This window comes from Brevibacillus sp. B_LB10_24, from assembly GCF_046036945.1.
Lineage (GTDB): Bacteria > Bacillota > Bacilli > Brevibacillales > Brevibacillaceae > Brevibacillus_C.
Map to the genome: position 1 here is coordinate 55,196 of NZ_JBJQOQ010000014.1, position 22,001 is coordinate 77,196.

Sequence of the window (22,001 nt, forward strand, 5' to 3'; positions counted from 1 at the left end):
ACTTGCCAACAATGGAAGACTTCTTCTGAGAGAAGGGGATTTGGATGATACGTGTGTTATTTGTATGTTTGGGCAATATATGCCGCTCTCCGATGGCGGAAGCCGTTTTCCGCCATATGGTTGCGGAATCAGGTCTTGCCGATCAAATCGAGGTGGATTCGGCTGGACTAGGCGGTTGGCACACAGGAGATCGGCCCCATCGGGGGACGCTGGGATTGTTAAAAGCGAACGCCATCCCACATGACTACTTGCGGGCGAGACAGATTAACACGGGGGATTTTACGGCGTTTACCTATATTGTTTGTATGGATAACGAAAATCTTGACGGACTGAAAAGATTGGCTCCGCAGGCAGGCAATATCTCGATGCTGCTGGATTACGCCCGGGAACAAGAGGAGCGGGAAGTGGAGGACCCCTATTATACAGGGCGGTTTGAGCATGTCTATCAACTTGTCGAGCTTGGGTGCAAAGGCTTGCTGGAGAAGATTTGCCGGGATCACGGAATCATCAGGAAGAAGGAGCAGCAAATGTAGCGGCGGTTTTTTTAAGGGGAGAGATCGGCTTGAAAGTGATCATTGTGGATGATGAAGGGCTCGCTGGGATCGAACAACCCGGGTAAAGGGGATCAGTCGGATAAAGGAGAAAGGGAGGATAGACCGGAAAAACCGGTTGTATCCAATCCGGAAAAGCCGAGTGAGCCAGGCAAGGTTTCGGTGAAGGAACTTCCTCAGACTGGTGAAGAGAGCCATCTGCCGCTCCAATTGTTTGGTGCGTACCTGGTTATACTCGGTGCCTGGTTCTTGGGAAGGAAACAGTTTAAACGCAGTCCGCAGTAATCAAAAGACGGTTTTTAGCCTGCTGAAATAGTTCAGCAGGCTGTTTTTTGTCCAATCATGTTACTTTGATCATTCCGGCACAGGCAGTCCCAGTCCTTCTGCAATACGGCGGCCGTATTCAGGATCCGCTTTGTAAAAGTGCCGGATTTGACGCAGCTTGATTTCGTCTTTTTCTACAGGCTTCATCGAGTTGACGATGTTTTGGATCAGGCGTGTGCGTTCCTCTTCGCTCAGAAGGCGGTACAGGTCGCCTGCTTGGGTATAATGGTCATCTTTGTCATAGGCCACGCTGTCGGCCATCCCGGATACCGGATAGGCGTGTGCTTTGTGCGCAGGTGATTCTGTCGGTCCGCCAAAGCTGTTTGGCTCGTAGTAGACGGAGCTGCCGCCGTTGTCGTCGAAGCGCATTTGACCGTCGCGCTGGTAGTTGTTCACCTGATTGCGCGGGCGGTTGATGGGCAGTGCCTGATGGTTGGCCCCCACCCGGTAGCGGTGTGCGTCAGCGTAGGCAAACAAGCGGCCTTGAAGCATTTTGTCCGGCGAGACATCGATCCCGGGCACCAGCGTGCCTGGAGAGAAGGTCGCTTGCTCCACCTCGGCAAAGTAGTTTTCCGGATTTCGGTTCAGCACCATCCGGCCTACCTCAATCAAAGGATAGTCCTTTTGTGACCAGACTTTCGTCACGTCAAATGGATCAAAGCGATACGTATTTGCATCTTCCAGCGGCATGATTTGAACGTACAGCTTCCAAGACGGGAAGTCGCCGTTTTTAATCGCATTGAATAAATCTTCGGTGTGGTAATCGGGGTTCTCTCCCGCGATCTTTGTAGCTACTTCTGCTGTCAAGTTCTTAATCCCTTGTTCGGTTTTGAAGTGGTATTTTACCCAGACTCCTTCGCCTTGCGCGTTTACCCATTTGAACGTGTGACTGCCGAAGCCGTGCATGTGCCGGTAGGTCGCCGGGATGCCGCGGTCCGACATCAAAATCGTGACCTGGTGCAGCGATTCAGGTGATAAAGACCAGAAATCCCAAACGGCATTCGGGTTTTTCAGGTGTGTTTGCGGATGGCGTTTTTGCGTATGGATAAAGTCAGGGAATTTAATCGCGTCGCGGATGAAGAAAACAGGGGTGTTGTTGCCGACCAGGTCGTAGTTTCCTTCTTCCGTATAAAATTTGACGGCAAAGCCGCGCGGATCGCGAACCGTATCTGCGGAGCCGTTCTCTCCGGCAACCGTCGAGAATCGAACGAATACCGGGGTCTGCTTCCCTACCTCTGACAAGAAATTCGCTTTGGTGTATTTCGTGACGTCATTCGTAACTTCAAAATAGCCATGGGCACCGGCGCCCTTCGCGTGAACGACCCGTTCCGGGACGCGCTCTCGATTAAAATGAGCCAATTTTTCCAATAGGTGGACATCTTGGATCAAAGTGGGGCCGCGCGAACCGGCTGTCATGGAGTTTTGGTTGTCCCCGACGGGAGCTCCCCAGCTTGTCGTAAGGTTGTTCTTATTTATGCTCATGAGCGAATCACCTCGAAGAAGTTTTGATGTTGCATAGGTATATGATAACACTTCTCAGTCTAAAATCAATACTTTTTTATAATAATTATAATTTGTCTCATTCGATTTTGGGTAGGCCGGAACTCTGCAATTACTTCCACAAGCGATTAAAGCAGCGTATCTACTTGAATTACACTGGGTTTTTTCTCCATTTCCATGTTATGATTCTGGTAAACGAAGCAAAGGAGTTGATCGTATGTCTCATGAGCAATGGACAGCAGTCGACCGATATTTCACCGATCTGCTCGTACCGTCCGATCCGGCGCTGGATGCCGCACTCGAGGCCAACGCTGCGGCTGGACTGCCCCCAATCGACGTTACTCCGAATCAAGGCAAGCTGCTGCACTTATTAGCGCGTATCCAGGGGGCACGTACCATACTGGAAATCGGAACGCTGGGAGGCTACAGCACCATTTGGCTGGCACGGGCGCTGCCGGCTGGCGGCCGTTTGATTACGCTGGAGTCCGCGCCCAAGCACGCTGAAGTCGCCCGCGCCAACATCGAGCGGGCAGGTCTGTCCGACATCGTAGAGATTCGCCTCGGGCAAGCGCTGGATACGCTGTCTCAGCTCGATGCGGAGGAGCAGGGACCGTTTGATCTGATCTTCATCGACGCCGACAAACCAAACAATCCCGAATACTTCAAGTGGGCGCTCAAACTCTCCCGCCGCGGCACCATGATCATCGCAGACAATGTCGTGCGCAAAGGAGTTGTAATCGACGAAGCCAGCACCGATCCCAATATCCAAGGGATTCGCCGCTTCAATGAACTGCTTGCCGCTGAGCCGCGTGTGAGCGCTACAGCCATCCAGACAGTAGGCAGCAAAGGGTACGACGGCTTCGCAATTATACTCGTTACGGAATCGAATGATTCTCTTTCCTAAAAATAAAATAATTGATAATTTCAAACAATTCATATAACTATTATAATAAGGTATCCGTTTTCATCCCAGAAACGTCAACCTGAAGCGAGACGGACCGCAGATTGTCAATAACGCGAGGGGGTTTAAAGGGATGTCATTGTCAGAAGAGTTGGCCTATATGTCTGCTGCTGAGCTTGCGTCGCGAATCAGGCGGAGGGAGCTGTCACCTGTCGATGTGGTCGAGGCGTGCATCGAGCGTATTGAGCAGCGGGACAAAAGCTTGAATGCCTTTGTCTATCGCGGCTTTGACGATGCGCGAAAAAATGCGAAAGAAGCAGAACGCGCCCTGATGAGCGGGGAAGAATTGGGGATCCTGCACGGAGTGCCGACAGCGATGAAGGACTTGTTCGACTTTCGGCCGGGGTGGGTGGCCACCTTTGGCGGAGTAAAGGCGTTTCAGGATAACGTCTCAGACTTTTACAGCAATTACCCGGAGCGGATCGAGAAAGCCGGAGCCGTTTTGCTGGGCAAGACCAACAGTCCGGTGATGGGCTTCCGCGGTACGTGTGACAACTATCTGTTTGGCCCGACCCGCAATCCGTTCGATCTGTCCCGCAACAGCGGCGGTTCGTCGGGCGGCAGCGCGGCGGCGGTTGCCGACGGGATGGTTCCGATCGCACAGGGGTCGGACGGCGGCGGCTCTGTACGCATTCCCGCCGCCTGGTGCGGGTTGTACGGGTTTAAGGCTTCTTTCGGGCGGGCTCCGATGGTGCTGCGGCCAAATGCGTTTGGCGGCACGGCTCCGTTTGTCTTTGAAGGAACGCTCACCCGCACGGTGGAAGATGCCGCCCTCGGGCTCACCGCCATCACAGGCTACAATTCCCGCGATCCGTACAGCCTTGATCAAGCCATCGATTACATGGGGGCGCTGCGCGGCTCGGTGAAAGGTTGGAAAATCGCGTACAGTCCTGACCTGGATGTTTATCCGGTAGACAAACGGGTCGCCGAAACGGTAGCGAATGCCGTGAAGGTGTTTGAAGCGGCTGGTGCCCATGTTGAAGAGGTAAAATTGGGGCTTACCCGCGATCAGCGGGAACTGAGCGACTTGTGGTGCCGGATGATCATGCCGCTCAGTATAGAGACATTCGAGACCTTTAAGCAGCAAGGGTTGGACCTCTTGGCTGACCATCGCGAGGACTTCCCGCCGCAGTTTCTGGAGTGGTTCGAAAAATGCAGCCGCATGACCGTTCACGATCTCATCCGCGACCAGCAGATCCGCACGGAGGTATATGACGCCGTCCAGAACGTGCTCGATGACTACCAGCTGCTGATCACTCCGACGCTGGCAGCTATGCCGGTGGAGAATACGGACGACGGCAATACGACTGGGCCGACCCAGATCAACGGAGTAGAGGTAGACCCGTTGATCGGCTGGTGCATGACATACTTCATCAACTATACAGGGCATCCGGCGGCATCCATACCGGCCGGGTTGGCTGATGGGCTCCCTGTCGGCATGCAGATCATCGGCAGGCGGTATGCGGACACCGATGTACTGACGGCCAGCTCTGTCTTTGAACGAATCAACCCCTGGCAGGATATCTATAAGCTCTGTGCGGCAAGGCCTTTGTAAGAGTAACAGCTTCATAAAAGAAACCACATGCGATGACCATTAAGAGTCGTCAGCATGTGGTTTTTTTGTGTTAAAAATTTGTAAATCCTTTACAAAACCTTCGCACAAGATTTAAAAAGTGCTGCGAAACCATGCTCAAAACATCACATTTCTTAACGAAAGGCGCATGTATGCCAGGTGACATGTGCCTGTAAATAGAGAAGCCGCGCTTCATAAAAGCTTATTACTCTGCTTAACCGGGGTTAAAACTACTTTTTTACAATGAAAACAGAGTGAAACGAGAGGAGCAGCGTAAAATGATCGACCTGCATACACACACGACAGCATCCGACGGACTTATGGCTCCTCGGGAGCTGCTCGTCGAGGCGCAAAAAGCAGGTGTCCGTTATTTGGCTATTACCGATCATGACTCGATCGACGGCTACCTGGCCATCAGGGAAGAAAGCAAGCGGGCGGAGGTCCGGGTGCTTCCGGGAATCGAATGGAACACGGACGGTCCGGACGGTGAACTGCACATCTTGGGCTACGGCTTCGACATCGCCGATCCCCGTCTGCACTATACCATCGACAGGCGGAAGCAGGAGCGCATTGATTGGGCCAAAGAGATTGTCGGCAAGTGCAAACAGTTGGGAATGGAGATACCCTTTGCCGATTGTCTGGCTCGGGCCAGGGGAGGGGTTGTGGTCCGTACCCACATCGCTGAAGTTTTGGTTTCCCACGGATACGGAACGGACCCGCAAGAGGTTTTTGGCAAACTGCTGCAAAAAGGCTGTCCAGCCTATGTTCCCAGACCGGTTTTTACTGCCCGGGAAGCGATTGAGTTAACCCGTGAAATCGGGGGGATCGCCATCCTGGCACATCCGGGCATTTACCCGTTTGCGTTCGATTTCAAGCTCTTGGTTGAGTATGGGATTGACGGAGTAGAGGTTTACTATTCCAAGCATTCGCCTGAGCAGACAACCCAATGGGAGCGGGAAGCAAAGCAATACAACTTAATTCGTTCAGGCGGCAGCGACTTTCACGGATATGGTTCGAGAAATTCGCATCCGATCGGAAGTGTAGCGATTCCCCCTGAAGTAAAGGAGTGGTGGACTTGTTTTATGTCTCGTCAACCCTGATGTGGTCTTATCCGGTAGAAGAAGCGATTCTGATCGCGAAACAGCATGGCTTTCAGGGAGTTGAGATATGGGCGGAGCACGTCTGGTTTCATCAGAGCGATGCTGCAAAAATCAAGCAGATTGCAGCCAGGGAGAATATGTCCTTGACGCTTCATGCAGCCAGTTGGGATTTGAATCTCTGTTCGCTCAATCAAGGAATCCGGGAACAATCCGCAGCGGAAATCACCAAGTCGTTTATTCTGGCGGCACAGTTGGGAGCCAGGAATGTCACGATCCATCCCGGGCGGGTCACCCTTACGCAGAGTTGGAAGGCTTGGCATATGAACATTCTTGCACAGAAGCTCAACTCGCTTGCAAAAGAAGCAGGAAAACTTGGATTGGACTTGTCCATCGAACATATCGAACCCATCAAAAAAGAGTTCATTGTAACCCCGGCAGATATGAATGAACTGACGGCCAGGATCGCTTATCCGGTCAGCACCACCTTTGATATTGCACACGTACCGCTCACTTATCCTCTCGTCGATTTTTACCGGGAGCTTCGCGGGATCAGCAAGGTGCATATCAGTGACGCCACAGTGAACCAACTGCACCTTCCGCTTGGACAAGGCGATGTGGCGCTGTCGACTATCCTGCCTGTGATCATGGAAAAAGAGACGATCATCGTGGTCGAAGGAATCGACTTTTCCCAAGAGACAGAGGCCTTGAAACAAAATGCGAAATACCTGCAAACACAAGTGTGGTCAAGCGATTGGAGTCGTGAACATGTCCTATAAAATTCTGGTTACGAATGATGACGGCATTTTTTCGAACGGTGTTTATCACCTTGTAAAGGCATTGCAGCCGTTCGGCGAGGTCTTTGTTGTTTGTCCGGATCAGGAAAGAAGCGCGATCAGTCATGCTATTACGCTAAAGTCTCCCTTGAAGGCAAATAAAGTAAATTTCTTCCAAATGACGTGTGAAGCCTGGGCAGTCAACGGAACGCCGGCAGACTGCGTCAAAATGGCGGTCGAAGTCATCTTGAAAGAGAAGCCTGATTTTGTCATCTCGGGTATCAATCTCGGTCCGAACCTCGGGCGGGACGTGTTTTACTCGGGGACGATATCGGCAGCGGTTGAGGGCGTGATGTACCAAATCCCCTCCATTGCGGTATCGCTGGCCACTTTTAAGAAAGACGCCGATTTTTCCATTGTGGAACCGCTGGCGTACCGGGTGTTCGAAACCCTGTTTCAACATAAGCTCAGCGCCGAACACGTGTTGAACATCAACCTGCCGTATCTGTCAAAGGAAATGGTGAGCGGGGTGGCAGTGACCCAACTCGGGATGGACGTATTGCGCTATCAGTATGTCGGCTTGAATGATCCGCATGGCTATTTATGCTATTGGCTGAAAGACAACCTGGCCGAACTGAATTTTCACGATGAGGAAAACGATTTTCAACAGCTGCGCAACGGCTATATTACCGTGACCCCGCTGCAGCTTAACATGACCAATACCGCACTGAAAAGCAAAATGATGAAGTGGTTTCAAGACTGACAATCAGCGCAAACGCTGAACCATAAGGAGGAGTTAATCTATGCTGCGTACTGTGTCTAAAAAAATCGCTTTGCCCATTCTTACGGTTCTGACCGCTGTCGGCTTGGGGGCTTGCGGCGCCCAACCTGCAGGGCAGCAGCCAAGCGATGCCGCCCCAACGCCAACGGCTAATACCGCTGCAACCGTGGGAACGCCAAAAGTCGCAGGAACACTCAACTTCTACACGTCGCAACCGGACAAGGATGCAGCGGCGCTGATTGAAGCTTTTAACAAGAAGTATCCGGATGTGAAAGTGGAGCTATTCCGCTCCGGCACGGAAGAAGTGATCAGCCGTTTGCTGGCAGAGGCGGAAACCAACAATGTGAAAGCAGATGTCCTGCTGGTAGCCGACGCTCCGACCTTTATCAGTTTAAAAAAGAAGGACTTGCTGCTGTCCTATCAGTCAAAAGAGGCTGACGAGATCCCCGGCGAGTTTACAGATCCTGATGGGGCCTATTACGGGACAAAAATCATGTCTACCGTTTTGGCTGTAAATACCAAGAAGGTACCTGCGCTGCCGGATAGCTGGAAGGTATTGACCGAGCCTTCTGCAGCCGAAAAGGGCATCATGCCGAGTCCGCTGTATTCAGGGGCTGCCGCTTATAACCTGGGCGTTCTGACCAGACAGGAAGGGTTCGGATGGGATTACTTTCAAGCCCTTGGAGCGAACAAGATGACCGTCGTAAAAGGGAATGGCGCTGTGCTGAAAAGTCTGGCCAGCGGCGAAAAGGATTACGGGATGATCGTGGATTACATGGTGGCTCAGGCAAAAAGCGAAGGCTCTCCGGTTGAACTCGTGTATCCGAAAGAAGGAGTCCCTGTCATTACCGAACCGATCGGGATTTTAAAAGCCTCGCAAAATGCGGAAGCGGCGAAAGCATTTGTTGATTTCGTGCTTTCGGAAGAGGGGCAAAACGTGGCGGCAAGTTTGGGCTATACGCCAATACGAAAAGGAGTCAAAGCGCCGGAAGGACTAAAAACGATCGATCAATTGAAGGTTTTGTCGGCGAATCCGCAGGAGCTGGAAGAAACGCGTGAGGCAGACAAAAAGAAATTTGGAGAGATGATCGGTGCAAAGTAAACTCCAAGCTGTCCCCCCATTTCGCCGCTTTCCTCTGAGCGAAATCGGCAAGCGGACAACCTTGGTACTGGTTGCCTGTTTCTTCCTCGCACCGCTGCTGAAGCTGATGTTTCTCAGCGTAAAAACAGACACGGGGATCGGCTTCACCCATTTTGCGGAAATCCTGGCTGACCCAAGGACGTGGGTCGCTGTTGAAAACACCTGCTGGGTCGTAGGCGGATCCACGCTGATCGCCGTTGTGATCGGAGCCGGGCTAGCCTGGATTTCTGCTTATACAGATATACGGAAAAAGGGCTGGATTCACCTTCTGGCCCTCATGCCGTTGATTATCCCCTCTTATGTGACCTCACTGGCGTGGACGCAATTGGCCGGGCCGACAGGATTTCTGAACAAATGGACTATTTTATGGAATGTTTACGGTTTGGACGGGATTATCGTCGTGATGGGGCTGACGCATTATCCGCTGGTCTATCTATTGACGCTGTCCGTGTTGTACCGCATCCCGAAAGAATTGGAATGGGCGGCGCGAGCATCTGGGGCCAAGGGGATAAAAGTATTCCGCCAGGTGACGCTGCCGCTCGCTTTGCCCGGGATCGCCGGGGGCGGACTGCTGGCTTTTATCGCCAGCCTCGACAACTTCGGCATCCCTGCATTTCTCGGCATTCCAGAAGGAGTGACGGTGCTTAGCACGCTGATTTATGAACAAGTGATCGGGTTTGGACCCAACGCTTTCGCCCGGACCGCTGCCCTTTCCATCATGTTGGGCGGGATAGCGCTCCTTGGAACCGGTGTACAGTGGATGCTGGTGCGAAAAAGCCATTCGGATCAGACGTACGCAGAGGATCGCTCGATTCGCTATCCGCTTGGAAAGAAACGTTTTGCGGTGGAAGGGCTTGTATGGATCTTTCTGCTGGGAACGAGCGTTGTTCCCCTGCTGGCAATGGCAGCCACTTCCTTTCTTAAGGCGTATGGGGCATCCTTTACGCTGGAAAACCTGACCTGGGACAACTACCGGTTTGTCCTGACAGGCAATGGGGCTACCCGAGGAGCGATCAGGAACAGCCTAGTTCTCGCTTTCATGACAACGGTCATCTGCATGGTGGCGGGAACGCTGTTCGCCTATTGGCGCGTGAAGCAGCCGACGATGCTGCTGAAGGCGATAGAAGGAGCGGTATCGCTCCCTTATGCGCTGCCTGGAATCGTGTTGGCGCTGGCCATGATCCTGACCTGGATCGAGCCGCTTCCCGGATGGCAGCCCGGTATTTACGGAACCATCTGGATGATTCTGGTGGCTTATCTGACAAGATTTTTGATCTTGCAGGTAAGGAGCAGCTCAAGCGCGATGCTGCAGATCGGCAATGAAGTGGAAGAAGCGGCGAGGATCAACGGCGCAAGACTGTGGCCGCGCTGGCAAAAGGTGCTTATCCCGCTGTACTTGCCTGGTATCTTGACGGGAGCGTTCCTCGTCTTTTTGACATCTGTTACAGAGTTGACGATCTCCTCTTTGCTCTGGTCATCTGGAACGGCAACAATTGGCGTCGTCATTTTTAACCTGGAACAAGCTGGATCGACAACGAGCAGCACAGCCTTTTCTACAGTGATCGTGGCTGCCATCGGGCTGGCGATCTCACTCGGGGGATTCATGAAAAAAATGTGGCTGAGGAGGAGAGCAGAATGAACGGGACGATCATCCGGGGAGTAAACAAGCGATTCGGACAAGTAACGGCGCTGCACCATGTCGATCTTGCCATCAAGCGGGGGGAATTTATCGCCTTGTTAGGCCCCAGCGGTTGCGGAAAAACGACTTTGCTGCGATTGATCGCGGGTTTTGAATCGCCGTCGGCAGGCGAGATCTGGCTTAATGGTGAATTGGTGGCAAATGCCGAATCCAGGAAGCCTCCAGAGGAGAGGAGGATTGGAATGGTGTTTCAATCGTTTGCCCTATGGCCGCATATGACTGTCTATGAAAATGTAGCGTTTCCCCTAAAGCATCAGTCCAACATCGCGCCAGCGTATAAACAGAATCCGGAAAAACGGGTAAAAGAGATTCTGGAAATGGTCGGTCTGGGCGGGTTTGAACAGCGCTACCCCAATCAACTGTCCGGAGGTCAGCGCCAGCGGGTATCATTGGCGCGGGCGGTAGTCTTTCATCCTTCCGTGTTGCTGATGGATGAGCCGCTGAGCAGCTTGGACGCGGAACTGCGCATTCAGATGAGGAAGGAGATTCAGGAGATTCACCGGGAGCTTCGGACATCGATCGTGTACGTCACCCACGATCAGTCCGAAGCTCTGGCGATGGCAGATCGCATCGTGGTGATGAAGGAAGGCAATATCGAGCAGGTAGGGACACCGCAAGAAATCTATTTTGCGCCGCAAACGCCATTTGTCGCCAAGTTTGTCGGGAGAGCCAACTTTTTATCGGGAACGTGGCTAAACCCCGGCACATTTCGGCCCGAGATCGGCCGGGAACCGATCGCGATTCAATCTCCCCACTTTTTTTCGTTCTTTCAGAAACACAATCTCCTGCCTGTCAGGCCCGATCAAATCAGCTTGAAGAAGTGTAATGAAGCGGCAGCGGGACTTGTCGGCATGATTGCGAACATCCAATTTCAAGGGAAAGAGCTCATCTACTCCGTTCAGACCCCGGAGAGCCAGTTAGAAGTGATCACGGACATCCATACCAGGTTTGACTTTCAGGAAAAGGTGATGTTGGAGTTGCAAGTATAGCAAGTTTAGTGTTGCGATGACCAAAAGATCCTTTGTGGACCTGTACCAGAACGCCCGACACCCCCTGCTGATTGGCAAGGGGTTGTGTCGGGCTTCTCTTTCGCCGCGATTCTCTAGCTCAAACGAAATAAAGACTTAGCAAACTTCACGGAGGATGTTCCGACCAGTCTGATTCCGCTTGCCGATCGGCTTGCCTTCGTCGGTTTGTTTCTTTTCTACCAATTCCCAGTTTTAATAGTAAAAACGGGCGAAAACTGAAGCAATCAGAAGCAATTCTACTTTAATCTCACCACAAAAAGAGATTTTATCGATTTATCTAGTTAGCAATTTAGCGTGATAAAGGATACACTCGTAAACGTATATAAAAGGAATGAGAGAATATATTGAAACATGGTCTGTATTTTAGGGGGGTCACGGAATGAAAAAGATAGCAGCAATCGGGATGGTGTGCGCCATCGCCCTGTCCCTGGTTACCGGGTGCGGCAGCGCTGGCGGCGGTAATAAAAACGCGGCTGCAGGCGGCAGCGGCAGCGGCGACAAAAAACTGGTGATCGGGATCGACGACAAGTTTGCGCCGATGGGATTCCGGGACGAGAACAACGAGATTGTCGGCTTTGATATCGATTACGCCCGGGCCGCCGCAGAAAAAATGGGATACAAGGCGGTATTTCAACCGATCGACTGGAATGCCAAGGAGTCGGAGCTTAACAGCGGCCGCATCGATCTGATCTGGAACGGATACACGATCACGGACGAAAGAAAACAAAAGGTCCTGTTCACCAAGCCGTACTTGGAAAACGCGCAAGTGGTAGCCGTCATGGCCAAGTCCGATATTCAAAAGCTGGACGATCTCGCCGGAAAAGTGGTCGGACTGCAAGCGCAGTCTTCAGCCGCCGACGCCTTGGACGCGAATGAAATCAAGTCGAAGATCAAGACTGTCAACGAGTTTAAAGACAATGTGCTGGCGCTTAGCGATTTGAAAATCGGCCGTCTCGATGCAGTCGTGATCGATGAAGTCGTCGCCCGCTACTACATGTCCAAAGAACCGGAAACCTTCAGGCTCCTGGATGAAAGCCTCGCACCGGAAGAGTATGGGGTAGGCGTGAAGCAAGGGAATGAAAAACTGCTCGAGGAATTGCAAAAAGCACTGGATGAGATGAACCAGGACGGCACAGCTGCCAAGATCTCCGAGAAGTGGTTCGGGGAAGACAAGGTATTAAAATAATACGATGACGAAAATAAAAATGGAAACCGGATGGCTCTTACCCAGATCCGGTTTTGCTTTTGGGAGCTAATCAAGATGAGCATCGATTACGTACTGAAAATAGCCGGGCCCTTGCTGGAAGGGGCGCAAATGACGGTTCTGCTGTTCTTTATCGCGATCATCGCGTCCGTGCCATTGGGCTTTGGCCTGACCATCCTTGCGAACAGCAAAAGCAAGCCGCTATCCTGGTTTGCCCACACCTATATCTATGTGGTACGGGGCACCCCGCTGCTCTTGCAGCTGCTCTTTATCTGCTTTGGCCTGCCAATCCTCCCGTTTGTCGGAAAATACCTCGTCCTGGACCGGTTTGTCGCAGCCTGCGTCGGTTTCATCTTAAACTATGCAGCCTACTTCGCCGAGATTTTCAGGGGGGGACTCTTGGCGATTGACAAGGGGCAGTACGAGGCGGCACAGGTACTGGGGCTGAGCAGGTGGCAAACCACAACCAAGATCATCGTGCCGCAAATGATTCGGGTCGCGCTGCCGGCCGTCGCCAACGAATCGATTACGCTGGTGAAGGATACGGCACTGCTGTATGCCGTCGCTGTTCCCGAGCTGCTGTACTTTGCCCAGACAGCCGTAAACCGCGACTTTACGATCGTCCCGTTTTTCTTTGCGGGCGTCATCTATTTGCTGATGGCTTTTGTGCTGACGATGTTTTTCAAGTGGCTGGAAAAAAGGTTCAAATTTGAATGAGGGACTGGCGATAAATGGCAATCTTGCAAGTATCCAATCTGAAAAAATCGTTTGACGCGCTGGATGTGTTGAAGGATGTCTCGTTTGAAGTGAAAAAGGGGGAAGTCGTCGCCGTAATCGGTCCGTCCGGTTCTGGCAAAAGCACGATGCTCAGAAGCCTGGTTCACCTCGAACAGGTAAATGGCGGGAGCATCTGCGTGGAAGGCGACTACCTGGTCAAAGACGGAGTATACGCCAATCAGCAGGGAATCAAGCGGATCACTTCGAAAATGGGGATGGTGTTTCAACACTTTCACCTCTTTCCCCATCTGCGGGTAAAGGAGAACCTGGAGCTGGCGCCAAAGCTGGTAAAAGGCGAAGCGGCCGAGGAAACCGCAAGGAGATGCCGGGAGCTGCTGCAAAAAATCGGCTTGTCGGATAAGGCCGACGCCTATCCGGCCAAGCTGTCCGGCGGGCAAAAACAGCGGGTGGCGATCGCCCGGGCCCTGATGATGAATCCGGCAATCATGCTGTTCGACGAGCCCACCTCCGCCCTCGACCCCGAGCTGACAGGAGAGGTGCTGCAGGTAATCAAGCAGCTTGCCGAAGAACACATGACGATGATCGTCGTCACCCATGAGATGGGCTTCGCCAGAGAAGTGGCAGACACCATCGTATTCATGGACAACGGCGAGATCATCGAATCCGGTACGCCCGACCAACTATTCAAAAATCCATCATCCGAACGAACAAGGACTTTTTTAAACCGGACATTAAAATAAAAACTGCAGCGTACGTACATCCCACAATCTCCCCGGCCCCCTCCTCTCCAAGCGGAAGGGCCGGATTTTTTTTGGCAACGCCCACCCAGTCGGAACGGAAAAAAACGGCACACGCTTGTCGACCAAATTCTACGTTGAAATACCCCAGTCCTTTTTGGTCGACGTGCCGTTTTTTGTAGTGGAGACGGACATCCCGGCTTCCCAGCAGGCGTGCCACAGACGAAGCGAGCCCATTTTTTTCTTCCGCCCCCTCAATGTTCTCCTCAGCAAAAATAGCTCGCACGTTTTTCTCATNGGCTTCCCAGCAGGCGTGCCACAGACGAAGCGAGCCCATTTTTTTCTTCCGCCCCCTCAATGTTCTCCTCAGCAAAAATAGCTCGCACGTTTTTCTCATTTCCCGTTGAATTGACCGAAAATATATCGTATTCTTTTATTGAAGTTTATACTTCGTCATTAACTTTTATGAAGTCTACACTTCCAGCTTTTTCATTTCACACGTGATGGCGAACTGCGGAGATGAATGTAAATATGCAGAATTTTCAACAAAAAGTAATGGAACACTTTAACCAGCTTCCCAACGGTCAGAAAAGGGCAGCCAAGTTCCTCCTCGAGAACCCCGATTTCTTCACCCTTCACTCTGCCGCAGAAGTCGGGGCGGCAGCAGGAGTAAGCGAGACGACGGTTATTCGCTTTTGTTACTCCCTCGGGTACAGCGGATACAGTGAACTGCAGCGGGAGCTGAGGCAGCACCTTATCTCCCGGAGCAGCTTGGCCCGCTACCAAACCAGCAAGCTGGAGCTGGACAGACAGCCGGGATTGTTCGTTCAGGTGATGAAGCAGGATATCGCCAATATTCAGCACATCATCCAACACACGAACGAGGAAGCGTTCAACCTCGCTGTTGAACGCTTGATCGCAGCAGACCGCGTTCTGGTGACGGGGATGAGGGCATCTTATTCGCACGCGAATTGGCTGTCCTTTACGCTGAATCTGGTCCGGGGCAATGTGGAGCTGTATCGTCCCGATACGGATGACATCATTCTGCAGGGAAGCACGATGACTGCTCAAAGTGTATTGGTGGCATTCTCGTTTCACCGTTACGTCAAAGAAACGCTGCAGATCGCAAAAGCAATGAAAAAGCGGGGAGTCTGCGTGATCGGGATCACGGATTCTCCTGTGGCGCCGATTTCCAGATACGCCGATCTGGTCTTTCCCGTCGGCACCGCACAGGGTTCCAGCATTGATGTCCTGGTCTCTGTTTTTTCGTTTCTGAATGCTCTGGTTTCCGGCGTATCCGTTCGGGACCGGGAGCGGTTTGACAAGCGCAAGGAAGCGTACGAGTCAGTCGGGTTTGATCACATTTTTTATCAGGAAGAAGGGTTAGAATGAAATCGCTCATGGAACAGATGAGGCCGATGATCATGGAGATTTTTGAACATTTGCACCAACACCCTGAAGTGAGTTGGAAGGAATACAACACGACAGAGTACATTGCCGCCTTTTTGCGGGAAAACGGGTGCGATGCACATACATTCGACGATTGCACAGGGGTCGTCGCCGAGATCGGGGAGGGACCGTTCACGGTAGCTGTGCGGTCGGACATCGATGCGCTTTGGCAGCAGGTGGACGGAGAATTCCGCGCCAATCACTCCTGCGGCCACGACGCCCATATGACCATGGCGCTTGGCACGTTCCTGGCGCTAAAGCAGACGGGGATTCCGAGCGGCTGCAAGGTGAGGTTTATTTTTCAGCCGGCTGAGGAAAAAGGCACAGGCGCGCTAAAGATGATCGAAAAGAACGTGTTGGACGGCGTGGATTACCTCTACGGGGTTCACCTTCGTCCCGTGGAAGAAGTGCCCGACGGAAAGGCGGCGCCAGCCATCCTTCACGGAGGCTCCCAGTTCGTCAGCGGGGAAATTCACGGCAGCGACGCCCACGCGGCCAGACCGCACCAAGGCGTCAACGCTATTGAAGTAGGAGCGACCCTCGTTCAGGAACTGGGCAAGATCCACCTCAATCCGATGGTTCCGTATACGGTGAAGATGACGAGGTTTGTCGCCGGCGGTGAAAGCGGCAATATCATACCCGGCCAGGCGGAATTCAACCTGGATCTGCGGGGCCAGACCAATCAAGTGATGGATCAGCTGCTCGCGAAGGTGGAAAGAATCGTCCGGGCCGTATCCGAGATGTACGATGTGCCGATTCCGCTTGAGCCCGGGACGAGGACCGCTGCAGCAGAAGTGAATCAGGAGGCGCAAAACCTGATGGCCGCGGCGATTCAGGAGGTTCTCGGGGAGGACAATCTCGCGGCCCCGGTCGTCACTTCCGGCGGCGAAGACTTCCACTTTTACACGTTGAAGCTTCCGCACTTAAAAGCGACCATGCTGGGGCTGGGCTGTGATTTGAAGCCGGGACTTCACCATCCGAAGATGACGTTTAACCGCGAGGCGCTGCTTGACGGCATCGAGATCCTGGCCAAAACTGTCCTCTTGACGTTTGAAACGGGAAGGCGGGACTGAACATGGGCGATACGTATCGGCTAAAGCTGCTGCAGACCATCGATGAATTGCAGGAAGTACAGCAGCTGGAGCGAGAGGTTTGGCAAATGGACCCGATCCCTGTTCATCAGACGCTGACAGCGATCAAGAACGGCGGGATGATCCTGGGCGGCTTTGACCAAGACAAACTGGTCGGCTTTAACTACGGATTTTCCGGTTTCGCCGGCGGCAAGGTGCATCTCTGTTCGCATATGCTGGGCATCCTTCCCGCTTATCGCGGGCGCGGTTTGGGTGAGGCGCTGAAATGGGGACAGCGGGAATGGGCGCTGGCCCAAGGGTATCGTCTGATCACCTGGACGTTCGACCCGCTGGAGAGTGTAAATGGTTACCTCAACTTCAGCAAGCTGCGCGGGATCAGCCAGACGTATGTGCGCGATTGTTACGGCAGCATGTCGGATGCCTTGAATCAGGGCTTGCCCTCAGACCGCCTGTTGGTCGAATGGTGGATTGAAAGTCCGCATGTCCAAGCGAGACAGGAGATTCCCCAAGCGGATGAGTCCGACCTGCAGACGATCGACTGGAAGCTCAATGAACAGGGGTATCCGTATCTGCAAGATGATGTTGTCACCGAAGTCCATCTGGATAAAGAGGCGGCATACATCCCCATTCCCGTTCAGTTCCAGCAGTTGAAGCGGACCGACTTTGCACTGGCGCTGGACTGGCGCTTGAAAACAAGGGCTCTCTTGGAGGCGCTGTTTGCCCAAGGTTACGCGGCGGCGGGGGTTGTACGGCTGCCAGGACAACCCGTTCAGTATTATGCAGCCGTAAAACGAGACAGGCTGTCCATTGATTTTGCCGCCAATACACTGTAGAAGAAAGGAAGACACAGCCATGAAACTGGATGCGATAACGCTGAGAAGGATGAGAATGGAGTTAAAGGCGCCATTTACGACAAGTTTTGGGACGTTCCTGCAAAAAGATTTTATCCTGGTGGAGATCCGGGATCAGGAGGGAACCTGCGGCTGGGCAGAGTCAGTGGCATTTGCCGCGCCTTGGTACAACGAGGAGACGCTGGAGACCAACTGGCATATCATGAAGGATTTTCTCATTCCGCTGTTGTTTGAAACGCCCATCGCCCATCCGGATGAAGTATCCCGGCGCTTTGCTCATATTCGCCGGAATAACATGGCCAAAGCTGCTCTGGAGGGGGCGGTATGGGATTTGTACGCCAAGCGGCAAAACATCTCGCTGGCAAAGGCTCTCGGCGGAGAGAGAACAGAGATTGAAGTGGGCATCAGCATCGGGATCCAAAAATCCGTAAAGGATCTGCTTGCGCTGATCGATCAATACGTAAGCGAAGGGTATCGCCGGATGAAAGTAAAAATCAAGCCGGGCTGGGATGTAGACGTCATGGCAGAAGTGCGCCGCCAATTCCCGGACATTCTGCTGATGGCCGATGCCAACTCGGCTTACACCATGGAGCAGGCGGACAGGTTGAAAGAGCTGGATGCGTTTAACCTGATGATGATCGAGCAGCCGTTGGCCTCTGACGATATCGTTGACCACGCACAACTGCAGCGTCAACTCATCACGCCGATCTGTCTCGACGAGAGCATTCACTCCGTGGAGGACGCGAGGAAGGCGATCGAACTCGGAAGCTGCAAAATCATCAATATCAAGATCGGCCGGGTCGGCGGACTGACAGAATCGAAGAAAATCCACGACCTCTGCGCGCAGCACAACATACCGGTCTGGTGCGGCGGAATGCTGGAATCCGGCGTTGGCCGGGCGCACAATATCGCGCTTACCACCCTGTCCAACTTTACGATGCCAGGCGATACGGCAGCGTCGTCGCGCTATTGGGACAGAGACATTATCGATCCTGAAGTAACGGTGGAAAACGGAGTGATACGCGTTCCCGAGCGGCGGGGGATCGGCTATGAACCGAACCGTGACGCTATTGACCTCTTTACCTTAGCCAGCCAGACATTTCGCCCCTAGTATACCGGAGAAGGCTGTCCATTCCCTGAGGGGAGATAGCCTTCTCCCCGGATTCTATCATCAATAGATATCAAGGAGGATTTTATGCGGCAGAGCTTACAAATCGCAGGTGCTTTTGTTGGATTGATTGTCGGAGCAGGGTTTGCTTCGGGACAAGAAGTGCTCCAGTTCTTTACCAGTTTTGGACTGGCCGGGATGGCAGGCACGCTGATCGCGACTGCGCTTTTTGCTTTTCTCGGGATGCAGATTGCCCAGCTTGGAAACCGGCTTCAGACGAAATCCCACAAAGAAGTGATCAACCATATTTGCGGCCGTTACCTAGGGATTGCAGTAGATATCGTCATTACCTTTTTCCTGTTCGGGGTAACGGTCGTCATGATGGCGGGCAGCGGATCCCTGTTTGAACAGCAATTCGGGATGCCCAGCTACCTGGGAAGCATCTTCATGGTAGTAGTCACGATTTTAACTGTTTGCCTAAATATTCGGAAAATTATTACTCTGATGGGCATGTTTACTCCGGTTTTAATGGCCGTCGTTGTGATTCTCGCCATTTATTCTCTTTCTTCGATGGACGCCAGCTTCTCTGAACTGAATCAGTTCGCCGACCCTCAGGCAGCGGCAGCCTCCAACTGGGCATTAGGCTCCTTCCTGTACGTGTCCTACAACATCGCGGCAGGGGTCGCGATGCTGGCAGTCATCAGCACGACCGCAAAAAACAGCAAACAGGCGGGTATGGGCGGCTTGCTGGGCGGTCTGGGCCTTGGACTGCTGATTATCCTGATCAATCTCGGAATCTTTTCCAAGTTTGATCAGGTAAAAGATGTGGACTTGCCCACTCTGGCCCTGGCCGGCCACATTTCTCCTCTGTTGTCCGGGATTATGTCGATCGTCTTGCTGGGGATGATCTACAATACGGCAGTTGGCATGCTCTATTCCTTTACGGTCCGGTTTGTGCAGCCTGAACACCCCAGATTCAAGCTGTCGATTATCGGTTTTGGCATTCTTTCTTTTGTCGCCAGCCTGGCCGGTTTTACCAAGCTGGTCGGGACGGTTTACCCGCTGATGGGCTACCTCGGCTTTGTGCTGATCGCGGCAACCGTAGTGGCATGGTTTCGCGGAAGGGCTGCGAAGCAAACGGGGCAGACGGGAGCGTTGTAGTCGGTAAAGCTTACATGTACGACAAGCACTTTCAGCTCTCTTCACAGATATCGCATCCGAATTTGATTCGGCTGAACAGAAAAAACAGGCATGATCACACCCCGATCATCTGCCTGTTTTTTTTTCGCCGGATTGACAAATCGGTTCTTCTCTTGTATGGTTAGTTACATGAGTAATTAACCAATATGGTGGTGGAGAGATGGGACTTTTAATTGATGACAGCCGCCCGATTTTCGTACAAATTGCCGAGCGGATCGAAGACGACATCATTGAAGGCGGTCTGCCCGAAGAATCGCAGGTCCCTTCAACGAATCAGTTCGCGGCTTTTTACCAGATCAATCCGGCGACAGCAGCAAAAGGGGTAAATCTTCTGGTAGATCAAGGGATTTTGTATAAAAAGCGGGGGATCGGCATGTTTGTGGCAACAGGTGCGCGTGCAGTGTTAATCGAGAAACGCAAGGAGCAGTTTTTCGAACAGTACGTCATAACGATGATTCGCGAGGCAGAGAAGCTGGGGATTACGACAGAACAGTTGATGGATATGATCCGGAAAGGAGAACAAGCGCGATGAGCCATGTAGTCGAGGTAAACCGGTTGACAAAGTCGTACGGAAAGGTAACGGCGGTTGTTGATGTCAGCTTTTCGTTGGAGGAAGGGAAAATTTACGGATTGCTGGGGCGGAACGGAGCCGGCAAAACGACGATCATGCAAATGATCACAGCCCAGCTCTTAGCCACGAGCGGGGAATTGAACGTATTCGGGGAAAATCCTTATGAGAACAACCGGGTGCTTAGCAAAATATGTTTCATCAAGGAAAGCCAGAAGTATCCCGAAACTTTTCGTATTGTCGACGTGCTGGAAGTAGCCGCTTTGTTCTTTCCGAATTGGGATCGGGACTACGCATACTCGCTGATCGAGGATTTCCGGCTGCCGTTGAAACGGAGAATGAAGAAGTTGTCCAGGGGGATGCTTTCCGCTGTGGGCATTGTCGTAGGGCTTGCCAGCAGGGCTCCGCTAACGATCTTCGACGAGCCGTATCTGGGCCTTGACGCCGTATCCAGGAACATGTTTTACGACCTGTTGATCGAGGATTACGCAGCTTATCCGCGCACCATCATCCTATCGACGCATCTGATCGACGAAGTCAGCCAGATTCTGGAGCACGTCCTGGTCATTGATCAAGGCAAGCTGATTCTCAATGAAAATGCAGAGGCGATGCGCGGGCGTGCGATCACTGTCGTCGGCCCCATGTCAAAGGTTGATGTCTTCACGGCGGGCAGGGAGGTCATCTGCCGCGAACCGTTTGGCGGTCTCGCTTCGGCGACTGTATGGGGAAGCCTGGACAGGGAAGACAAAAAGCAAGCCGGCGAGTTGGGACTGGAACTCGCGGCAGTATCGTTGCAGCAGTTAATCGTCCACCTTACCCGTGAAAAAACCGAACGAAAGGCGGCAATCCAATGAACCCGATCAGTAATGTGATAAAAATGCATCTCAGGGATAAGACGATGTGGTTCTTTGTTCCGTGGTTCATTTTATTTTCCAGCTTCTTAATAAATCTTTTCATCGGCTATTTCTTCGGGGGAAAAGAGCCGATCTATACCGGGGGAATCGCCTCTATCTACATTTATATGTTTATTGTAGGAACGATAATCTTGACCCATACATTTCCCTTCGCGCTTGGCTTTAGCATTCGGAGAACGGATTACTTTCTGGGCACCTCCGGGATGGCTGTTGCGGTCAGCGCAGTTACGGCGATCCTGTTCTATCTGCTCTCGATCGCGGAGAGACTGACAGGGGATTGGGGAGTAAATTTACACTTTTTTCACTTGCCCTATTTGAATGATGGGTCAGCCATTCAACAACTGGGAGTCTATTTTATCTTGATGCTGCACATGTATTTTCTCGGGTTTGCCATATCCAGCATCCATCGGCGGTTCGGTCGCTACGGCATGTTCGCTTTTTTCATCGCGGTTATTCTTGTCCTGAGCGTTGTTGGATATATGTGCACGTATTATCATTGGTGGGGCGATATTTTCGGCTGGCTGGTTCACCATTCCGCAGCCCAAATTGCCTTGTGGATGGTGCCGTTGATCCTCGTTTATATGCTTGTGTCGTACCTCATGCTCCGCAAAGCGACTGTACGCTAGCTGTCCTTTGCCGTCCGGGATGATCCGGGCGGCTTTTTTCGTTGCGGGAGTTGGAGGGATTCCCGCCTTCCATTGAGACGGTTT

The 22,001-nt window shown here is 52.5% G+C and carries 22 protein-coding genes; 21 read left to right on the top strand and 1 reads right to left on the bottom strand.

Annotated features, from left to right (window positions below; all coding sequences use genetic code 11):
• Positions 1-44 precede the first annotated feature (44 nt).
• Positions 45-533, top strand: a complete 489-nt coding sequence (locus tag ACI7RC_RS14440) for a low molecular weight protein-tyrosine-phosphatase (RefSeq protein WP_408108925.1) — start codon at positions 45-47, stop codon at positions 531-533.
• A gap of 48 nt (positions 534-581) precedes the next feature.
• A complete protein-coding gene (locus ACI7RC_RS14445) occupies positions 582-836 on the top strand; it encodes an LPXTG cell wall anchor domain-containing protein (RefSeq protein ID WP_408108926.1) in 255 nt (84 codons plus the stop codon).
• 69 nt (positions 837-905) lie between these two features.
• On the opposite strand, the gene katA is transcribed toward ACI7RC_RS14445, so the two are convergent.
• Positions 906-2,351 carry a catalase KatA gene (gene katA, locus ACI7RC_RS14450; protein WP_408108999.1) on the bottom strand — a complete coding sequence of 482 codons (1,446 nt, stop codon included), beginning with the start codon at positions 2,349-2,351 and terminating at the stop codon, positions 906-908.
• A gap of 241 nt (positions 2,352-2,592) precedes the next feature.
• On the opposite strand from katA, the gene ACI7RC_RS14455 reads away from it, so the two are divergent.
• The 19 genes from ACI7RC_RS14455 (at position 2,593) to ACI7RC_RS14545 (ending at position 21,917) form a co-directional block, all read left to right on the top strand.
• A complete protein-coding gene (locus ACI7RC_RS14455; RefSeq protein WP_408108927.1) occupies positions 2,593-3,279 on the top strand; it encodes an O-methyltransferase in 687 nt (228 codons plus the stop codon).
• A 130-nt stretch (positions 3,280-3,409) separates the two neighbouring features.
• Positions 3,410-4,891 (top strand): amidase, encoded by a 1,482-nt coding sequence (locus tag ACI7RC_RS14460; RefSeq protein ID WP_408108928.1) that lies wholly within the window; start codon positions 3,410-3,412, stop codon positions 4,889-4,891.
• Positions 4,892-5,187: 296 nt separating this feature from the next.
• Positions 5,188-6,009: a PHP domain-containing protein gene (locus ACI7RC_RS14465; protein WP_408108929.1), complete on the top strand. Its 822-nt coding sequence runs from the start codon at positions 5,188-5,190 to the stop codon at positions 6,007-6,009.
• A complete protein-coding gene (locus ACI7RC_RS14470; RefSeq protein ID WP_408108930.1) occupies positions 5,985-6,785 on the top strand; it encodes a sugar phosphate isomerase/epimerase family protein in 801 nt (266 codons plus the stop codon). Before ACI7RC_RS14465 ends, ACI7RC_RS14470 begins: the two co-directional genes overlap by 25 nt.
• The gene (gene surE / locus ACI7RC_RS14475) at positions 6,775-7,545 is read left to right on the top strand and encodes a 5'/3'-nucleotidase SurE (protein WP_408108931.1); all 771 of its coding nucleotides are present in this window, start codon (positions 6,775-6,777) and stop codon (positions 7,543-7,545) included. The genes ACI7RC_RS14470 and surE overlap by 11 nt, the downstream gene beginning before the upstream one ends.
• Before the next feature lie 40 nt (positions 7,546-7,585).
• Positions 7,586-8,665 carry an ABC transporter substrate-binding protein gene (locus ACI7RC_RS14480; RefSeq protein WP_408108932.1) on the top strand — a complete coding sequence of 360 codons (1,080 nt, stop codon included), beginning with the start codon at positions 7,586-7,588 and terminating at the stop codon, positions 8,663-8,665.
• Entirely contained in the window at positions 8,655-10,343 is a 1,689-nt protein-coding gene (locus ACI7RC_RS14485; RefSeq protein ID WP_408108933.1) for an ABC transporter permease, read from the top strand. Before ACI7RC_RS14480 ends, ACI7RC_RS14485 begins: the two co-directional genes overlap by 11 nt.
• Positions 10,340-11,392 carry an ABC transporter ATP-binding protein gene (locus ACI7RC_RS14490; RefSeq protein WP_408108934.1) on the top strand — a complete coding sequence of 351 codons (1,053 nt, stop codon included), beginning with the start codon at positions 10,340-10,342 and terminating at the stop codon, positions 11,390-11,392. Before ACI7RC_RS14485 ends, ACI7RC_RS14490 begins: the two co-directional genes overlap by 4 nt.
• 418 nt (positions 11,393-11,810) lie before the next feature.
• A complete protein-coding gene (locus tag ACI7RC_RS14495; protein ID WP_408108935.1) occupies positions 11,811-12,617 on the top strand; it encodes an amino acid ABC transporter substrate-binding protein in 807 nt (268 codons plus the stop codon).
• Positions 12,618-12,692: 75 nt separating this feature from the next.
• Entirely contained in the window at positions 12,693-13,352 is a 660-nt protein-coding gene (locus ACI7RC_RS14500; RefSeq protein ID WP_408108936.1) for an amino acid ABC transporter permease, read from the top strand.
• Positions 13,353-13,366: 14 nt separating this feature from the next.
• The gene (locus ACI7RC_RS14505) at positions 13,367-14,113 is read left to right on the top strand and encodes an amino acid ABC transporter ATP-binding protein (protein WP_408108937.1); all 747 of its coding nucleotides are present in this window, start codon (positions 13,367-13,369) and stop codon (positions 14,111-14,113) included.
• Between the two features lie 528 nt (positions 14,114-14,641).
• Positions 14,642-15,502, top strand: coding sequence for a MurR/RpiR family transcriptional regulator (locus ACI7RC_RS14510; protein ID WP_408108938.1), 861 nt, complete (start codon positions 14,642-14,644; stop codon positions 15,500-15,502).
• The gene (locus ACI7RC_RS14515; RefSeq protein ID WP_408108939.1) at positions 15,499-16,632 is read left to right on the top strand and encodes a M20 peptidase aminoacylase family protein; all 1,134 of its coding nucleotides are present in this window, start codon (positions 15,499-15,501) and stop codon (positions 16,630-16,632) included. The genes ACI7RC_RS14510 and ACI7RC_RS14515 overlap by 4 nt, the downstream gene beginning before the upstream one ends.
• 2 nt (positions 16,633-16,634) lie before the next feature.
• A complete protein-coding gene (locus ACI7RC_RS14520) occupies positions 16,635-17,483 on the top strand; it encodes a GNAT family N-acetyltransferase (RefSeq protein ID WP_408108940.1) in 849 nt (282 codons plus the stop codon).
• A gap of 19 nt (positions 17,484-17,502) precedes the next feature.
• Positions 17,503-18,612 (top strand): o-succinylbenzoate synthase, encoded by a 1,110-nt coding sequence (menC, locus tag ACI7RC_RS14525; protein WP_408108941.1) that lies wholly within the window; start codon positions 17,503-17,505, stop codon positions 18,610-18,612.
• An 84-nt stretch (positions 18,613-18,696) separates the two neighbouring features.
• Entirely contained in the window at positions 18,697-19,770 is a 1,074-nt protein-coding gene (locus tag ACI7RC_RS14530; RefSeq protein WP_408108942.1) for a YkvI family membrane protein, read from the top strand.
• Positions 19,771-19,969: 199 nt separating this feature from the next.
• Positions 19,970-20,341 carry a GntR family transcriptional regulator gene (locus ACI7RC_RS14535; protein WP_408108943.1) on the top strand — a complete coding sequence of 124 codons (372 nt, stop codon included), beginning with the start codon at positions 19,970-19,972 and terminating at the stop codon, positions 20,339-20,341.
• The gene (locus tag ACI7RC_RS14540) at positions 20,338-21,231 is read left to right on the top strand and encodes an ABC transporter ATP-binding protein (protein WP_408108944.1); all 894 of its coding nucleotides are present in this window, start codon (positions 20,338-20,340) and stop codon (positions 21,229-21,231) included. Before ACI7RC_RS14535 ends, ACI7RC_RS14540 begins: the two co-directional genes overlap by 4 nt.
• On the top strand, positions 21,228-21,917 hold the full coding sequence (locus tag ACI7RC_RS14545) for a hypothetical protein (RefSeq protein ID WP_408108945.1): 690 nt from the start codon (positions 21,228-21,230) through the stop codon (positions 21,915-21,917). The genes ACI7RC_RS14540 and ACI7RC_RS14545 overlap by 4 nt, the downstream gene beginning before the upstream one ends.
• The last annotated feature ends 84 nt before the right edge of the window (positions 21,918-22,001 follow it).